Below are 5,091 nucleotides of genomic sequence, written 5' to 3'. Positions count from 1 at the left end.
AATGTCGCGGGTGATCTCTTCCGGCCCAAGCTTAGTATCGCGTGCGGCCACTTCGAATTCTTCGATATGGATCGAGGTAAACACGTCATCGCGCACGATGCGTTCCGAGATCAGGATCGAGTCTTCGTAGTTGTAACCGTTCCACGGCATGAAGGCCGTGATCACGTTCTTCCCAAGCGCCAGCTCGCCCATATCGGTACAGGGGCCATCGGCGATCACTTCGCCCTTGGTCACCGTATCACCGACCTTCACCAGCGGCTGCTGGTTGATGCAGGAGTTCTGGTTCGAGCGCTGGAACTTGCGCATGCGATAGATGTCAACGCCCGGATCCCCGATCTCAAGATCAGAGGTGGCCCGGATCACAATCCGCTGTGCATCGACCTGGTCGATGACACCGCCGCGACGCGCCATGATGGCCGCGCCGGAATCGCGCGCCACGACACCTTCGATACCGGTGCCCACAAGCGGGGCTTCGGCACGCAGGGTCGGAACCGCCTGACGTTGCATGTTCGAGCCCATCAAGGCGCGGTTGGCGTCGTCGTTTTCCAGGAACGGAATAAGCGAGGCGGCAACCGAAACCAGCTGTTTCGGGCTGACGTCGATCAGGTCGACGCTTTCGCGCGGCGCCAGCATGTATTCGCCGGATTGACGCGTGCTGACCAGATCGTTGACGAATTTGCCTGCCTCATCAAGGTTGGCGTTGGCCTGCGCCACGGTATGACGCATTTCCTCGGTGGCGGACATGTATTGCACGTCATCCGTCACCTGACCGTCAACCACCTTGCGATAAGGCGTTTCGATAAAGCCGTATTTGTTGACCCGCGCAAAGGTGGCGAGGCTGTTGATCAGACCGATGTTCGGGCCTTCCGGCGTTTCAATCGGGCACATCCGGCCATAGTGGGTCGGGTGCACGTCGCGCACCTCAAAGCCCGCACGTTCGCGCGTAAGACCACCCGGCCCAAGCGCCGAAAGACGGCGTTTGTGGGTGACTTCCGAAAGCGGGTTGGTCTGGTCCATGAACTGCGACAGCTGCGAAGAGCCGAAGAATTCGCGCACCGCGGCCGCGGCCGGCTTGGCGTTGATCAGGTCTTGGGGCATCACCGTGTCGATTTCGACCGACGACATCCGCTCCTTGATCGCGCGTTCCATCCGCAGAAGACCGACGCGATACTGGTTCTCCATCAACTCGCCAACCGAGCGCACCCGGCGGTTGCCGAGGTGGTCGATATCGTCGATATCGCCGCGCCCGTCGCGCAGTTCGACCAGCGCCTTGATGCAGGCCACGATATCATCGCGATCCAGCGTGCGCTGTGTATCAGGCTTGTCCAGCGCCAGACGCATGTTCATCTTGACCCGGCCCACGGCCGAAAGGTCATAGCGCTCGGCGTCAAAGAACAGTGTTTCGAACAGCGCCGCCGAGGCCTCTTCGGTGGGCGGCTCACCCGGACGCATCACGCGATAGATATCCATGAGCGCGCTGCCGCGGTTCATGTTCTTGTCGGCGGCCATGGTGTTGCGGATGTAGGGACCAACGTTGATGTTGTCGATATCCAGCACCGGGATATCGGTCACGCCCGCATCCAGCAATTCCTGGAGGCTGCCACCGGTCACTTCGCCCTCTTTGTCGTACTCAAGCGTCAGCTCGTCGCCCGCTTCGACATAGATCGCACCGGTTTCTTCATTGATGATGTCACGCGCCACGAACTTACCGACGATATGGTCGAACGGCACCAAAAGCTCGGTCACGTTACCTTCGTCGATCAGCTTCTTGACTGCGCGCGGGGTGACTTTCTTGCCCGCTTCGGCAATCACTTCGCCGGTCTTGGCATCGACAAGGTCATAGGTCGGACGGGTGCCACGGACCCGCTCGGGGAAGAACTTGGTGACCCAGCCCTTTTTCTTCTTAAGCTTGAAATCGACAGTGTCGTAATACGCATCCATGATCGCTTCCTGGTCAAGACCAAGCGCGTAGAGAAGCGTTGTCACCGGAAGTTTGCGGCGACGGTCGATGCGCGCAAAGACGATATCCTTGGCGTCGAATTCGAAATCGAGCCAGGAGCCGCGATAGGGGATGATCCGGCAGGTAAACAAAAGCTTGCCCGACGAGTGGGTCTTGCCCTTGTCGTGATCAAAGAACACGCCCGGGCTGCGGTGCATCTGGGAGACGATCACGCGCTCGGTGCCGTTCACGACAAAGGTGCCGTTCGGCGTCATCAGGGGCATATCGCCCATGAATACGTCTTGTTCCTTGATATCCTTGACCGATTTCGCACCGGTATCTTCGTCGACATCAAACACGATCAGCCGCAGCTTGACCTTCAGCGGGGCGCTGTAGGTCATGTCACGCTGCATGCATTCCTCAACGTCGTATTTCGGCTTTTCAAGATCGTAGCTTACGAATTCCAGCACGCTGGTTTCGTTGAAATCCTTGATCGGGAATACCGACTGGAAAACGCCTTTGATCCCCTCGCCGTCCATCGGCTGGGGCTCATCGCCTGATTTCAAAAACAGATCATACGAAGATTTCTGAACCTCGATGAGGTTCGGCATTTCAAGCACTTCACGGATCTTGCCGTAATATTTGCGCAAACGTTTCTGGCCGAGGTAGGTCTGAGCCATGGTCGAAGTCACCTTTCATTTCTCACCGGTCGCGCGCGCTGTCGGGCTCCAGCGCCGCGGCCATACGAGAGGGCCTGGTTTGATCCATTCACGGCCATCGTCCCAAAGACGGCCTCCCGATCATATAAACCTTGCCTTAGAAAAGCCCCGTCTGGTGCAGGGCCTCTCTGAGACAGGTTTGGCCGGGCCCGGAATTCCGGACCCAGCCTTGATAACGCTCCGGGTTGCCCCGGCAAAGATTACTTCAGTTCGACTTCGGCGCCAGCTGCTTCCAGCTTGCCTTTGATCTCTTCTGCTTCGTCTTTCGAGACTTGCTCTTTCACGGCTTTGCCGCCTGCTTCCACCAGGTCCTTGGCTTCTTTCAGACCAAGACCAGTGATTGCGCGAACCTCTTTGATGACGTTGATTTTCGACGCGCCGGCCGATTTCAGGATCACGTCAAATTCGGTTTGCTCTTCAGCAGAACCACCAGCGTCGCCAGCCGGGCCAGCCATCATGACCGCGCCACCGGCTGCGGGCTCGATGCCGTACTCGTCTTTCAGGATGGTTTTCAGTTCTTGTGCTTCGAGAAGCGTCAGACCAACGATCTCTTCTGCAAGTTTTTTCAGATCAGCCATTTGTGACTCTTTCCGTTTTTCTAGATGTGTTCCAACGTTGGGCAATCAATCCCCTACGCGGATGATACAGTTACCTTACGCGGCTTCGGCCTTCTCTTCGATGGTCGAAAGAATGCTCGCGATATTCGAAGCAGGTGCGCCAATGGCCCCCGCGATGTTCGAAGCAGGTGCGCCGATCATGCCAACGATTGTCGCGATAAGTTCATCGCGCGACGGCAGTTTCGACGTGGCTTCAACACCAGCACGGTCCAGAGCGTTCTCGCCCATTGCCCCGCCAAGGATCTCAAACTTTTTGTTATCTTTGGCGAAGTCCTCGGCCACCTTGGCTGCTGCCACGGGGTCCTCGGAATAGGTAAGAACGGTCATACCCGAGAGGTAGTCAGCAATGCTTGCGCACGGCTTGCCCTCAAGGGCGATTTTGGCGAGCCTGTTCTTGGCTACACGAACTGATGCCTCTGCCGCACGGGCGCGGGCACGCAGATCTTGCATTTCGGCAACTGTAAGACCCGTGTAGTGGGCAACCACTACAACGCCAGAGCTTTCAAAGATCTGGCCGAGTTCCTCGACCACTTTCTCTTTCTGGGCTCTATCCACAGTTTCACTCCAAATTTGGGGGTCTCCCCCCGGCTCAGTTTTGCCACCCCGAAGGGCAGCGTTCGGGTCCAATTTCAGGGTCCCGAGGCCAAAATCACCCGAAGGCGGCTGCCCTCGTTTGAAATCTTATCTCGTTCCCCATCTCAGGAAGGAATTATGTACCGCAGTTGCGGCAACCCTCCGTCTCGGACAGGACAGGGCCAGAAGACGGCCCTGCCATTCGCGCCCGGATCAGGGATCCGGGTGCAAATTCTTATTCGACAACAGCGCTGTTGACGTCGATCGTCACGCCTGCGCCCATGGTCGAAGACACCGAAATCTTCTTCACATAGGTGCCTTTGGCGCCGGTCGGGCGGGCCTTTTGCACGGCTGCAACAAAGGCACGGACGTTTTCGGCAAGCTTGCCTGCGTCAAACGAAGCCTTGCCGATACCGGCATGCACAACACCGGCTTTTTCAGCCTTGAACTGGACTTCGCCGCCCTTGGCGTTCTTGACGGCCTGCGCCACATCCATGGTGACCGTGCCCACTTTGGGGTTCGGCATCAGGTTGCGGGGGCCAAGCACCTTACCCAGACGGCCCACGACGGGCATCATGTCGGGGGTGGCGATGCAGCGGTCAAAGTCGATCTTGCCGCCCTGAACGATTTCCATCAGGTCTTCGGCGCCAACGATATCGGCACCGGCAGCCTGGGCTTCTTCAGCCTTGGCGCCACGGGCGAACACGGCGACGCGAACGTCTTTACCGGTGCCATTGGGCAGGCCGACAACGCCGCGGACCATCTGGTCGGCGTGGCGCGGATCAACACCAAGGTTCATAGAGATTTCGACGGTTTCGTCGAATTTCGCATTGGCATTGCCTTTGACCAGAGCAACGGCGTCTTCGACGCTCAGGTCATCCTTGCCAGCAAAAGCCTCACGAATGGCGCGGGTACGTTTTCCAAGTTTTGCCATCTTACTTCACCTCGATGCCCATGGAACGAGCAGAGCCGAGGATGATTTTCATCGCGGCTTCGACGTCGTTTGCGTTCAGATCTTTCCACTTCGCTTCGGCGATTTCCTTGACCTGTTTGGTCGAGACATAACCGGCTGTGGCGCGACCGGGGGTTTTGGACCCCGAGGGCAGCTTGGCAGCTTTTTTCAGATAGTAGGACGCGGGCGGCGTCTTGATTTCCATCTCGAACGACTTGTCCTGATAATAGGAAATCACGGTCGGGCACGGTGCGCCCGGCTCAAGGTCTGCAGTCTTGGCATTGAACGCCT

General features: G+C 57.9%; 5 protein-coding genes. All 5 read right to left on the bottom strand.

The features are described 5' to 3' along the window. On the bottom strand, nt 1–2,619 hold a 2,619-nt coding region (gene rpoB / locus QZ522_RS17705), incomplete at its 3' end, for a DNA-directed RNA polymerase subunit beta (protein ID WP_294614708.1). A gap of 239 nt (nt 2,620–2,858) precedes the next feature. Continuing rightward, entirely contained in the window at nt 2,859–3,236 is a 378-nt protein-coding gene (rplL, locus tag QZ522_RS17700; protein WP_294614706.1) for a 50S ribosomal protein L7/L12, read from the bottom strand. 75 nt (nt 3,237–3,311) lie between these two features. Continuing rightward, the gene (gene rplJ, locus QZ522_RS17695) at nt 3,312–3,830 is read right to left on the bottom strand and encodes a 50S ribosomal protein L10 (protein ID WP_294614705.1); all 519 of its coding nucleotides are present in this window, start codon (nt 3,828–3,830) and stop codon (nt 3,312–3,314) included. 253 nt (nt 3,831–4,083) lie between these two features. Then, nucleotides 4,084–4,782 (bottom strand): 50S ribosomal protein L1, encoded by a 699-nt coding sequence (rplA, locus tag QZ522_RS17690; RefSeq protein WP_294614702.1) that lies wholly within the window; start codon nt 4,780–4,782, stop codon nt 4,084–4,086. 1 nt (nt 4,783) lies between these two features. After that, the coding region (locus QZ522_RS17685; protein WP_294614699.1) for a 50S ribosomal protein L11 at nt 4,784–5,091 on the bottom strand (308 nt) is incomplete at its 5' end.

This window comes from uncultured Roseovarius sp. (assembly GCF_913054395.1).
Classification (GTDB): domain Bacteria; phylum Pseudomonadota; class Alphaproteobacteria; order Rhodobacterales; family Rhodobacteraceae; genus Roseovarius.
This window is presented reverse-complemented; position numbering and strand designations above follow the sequence as displayed.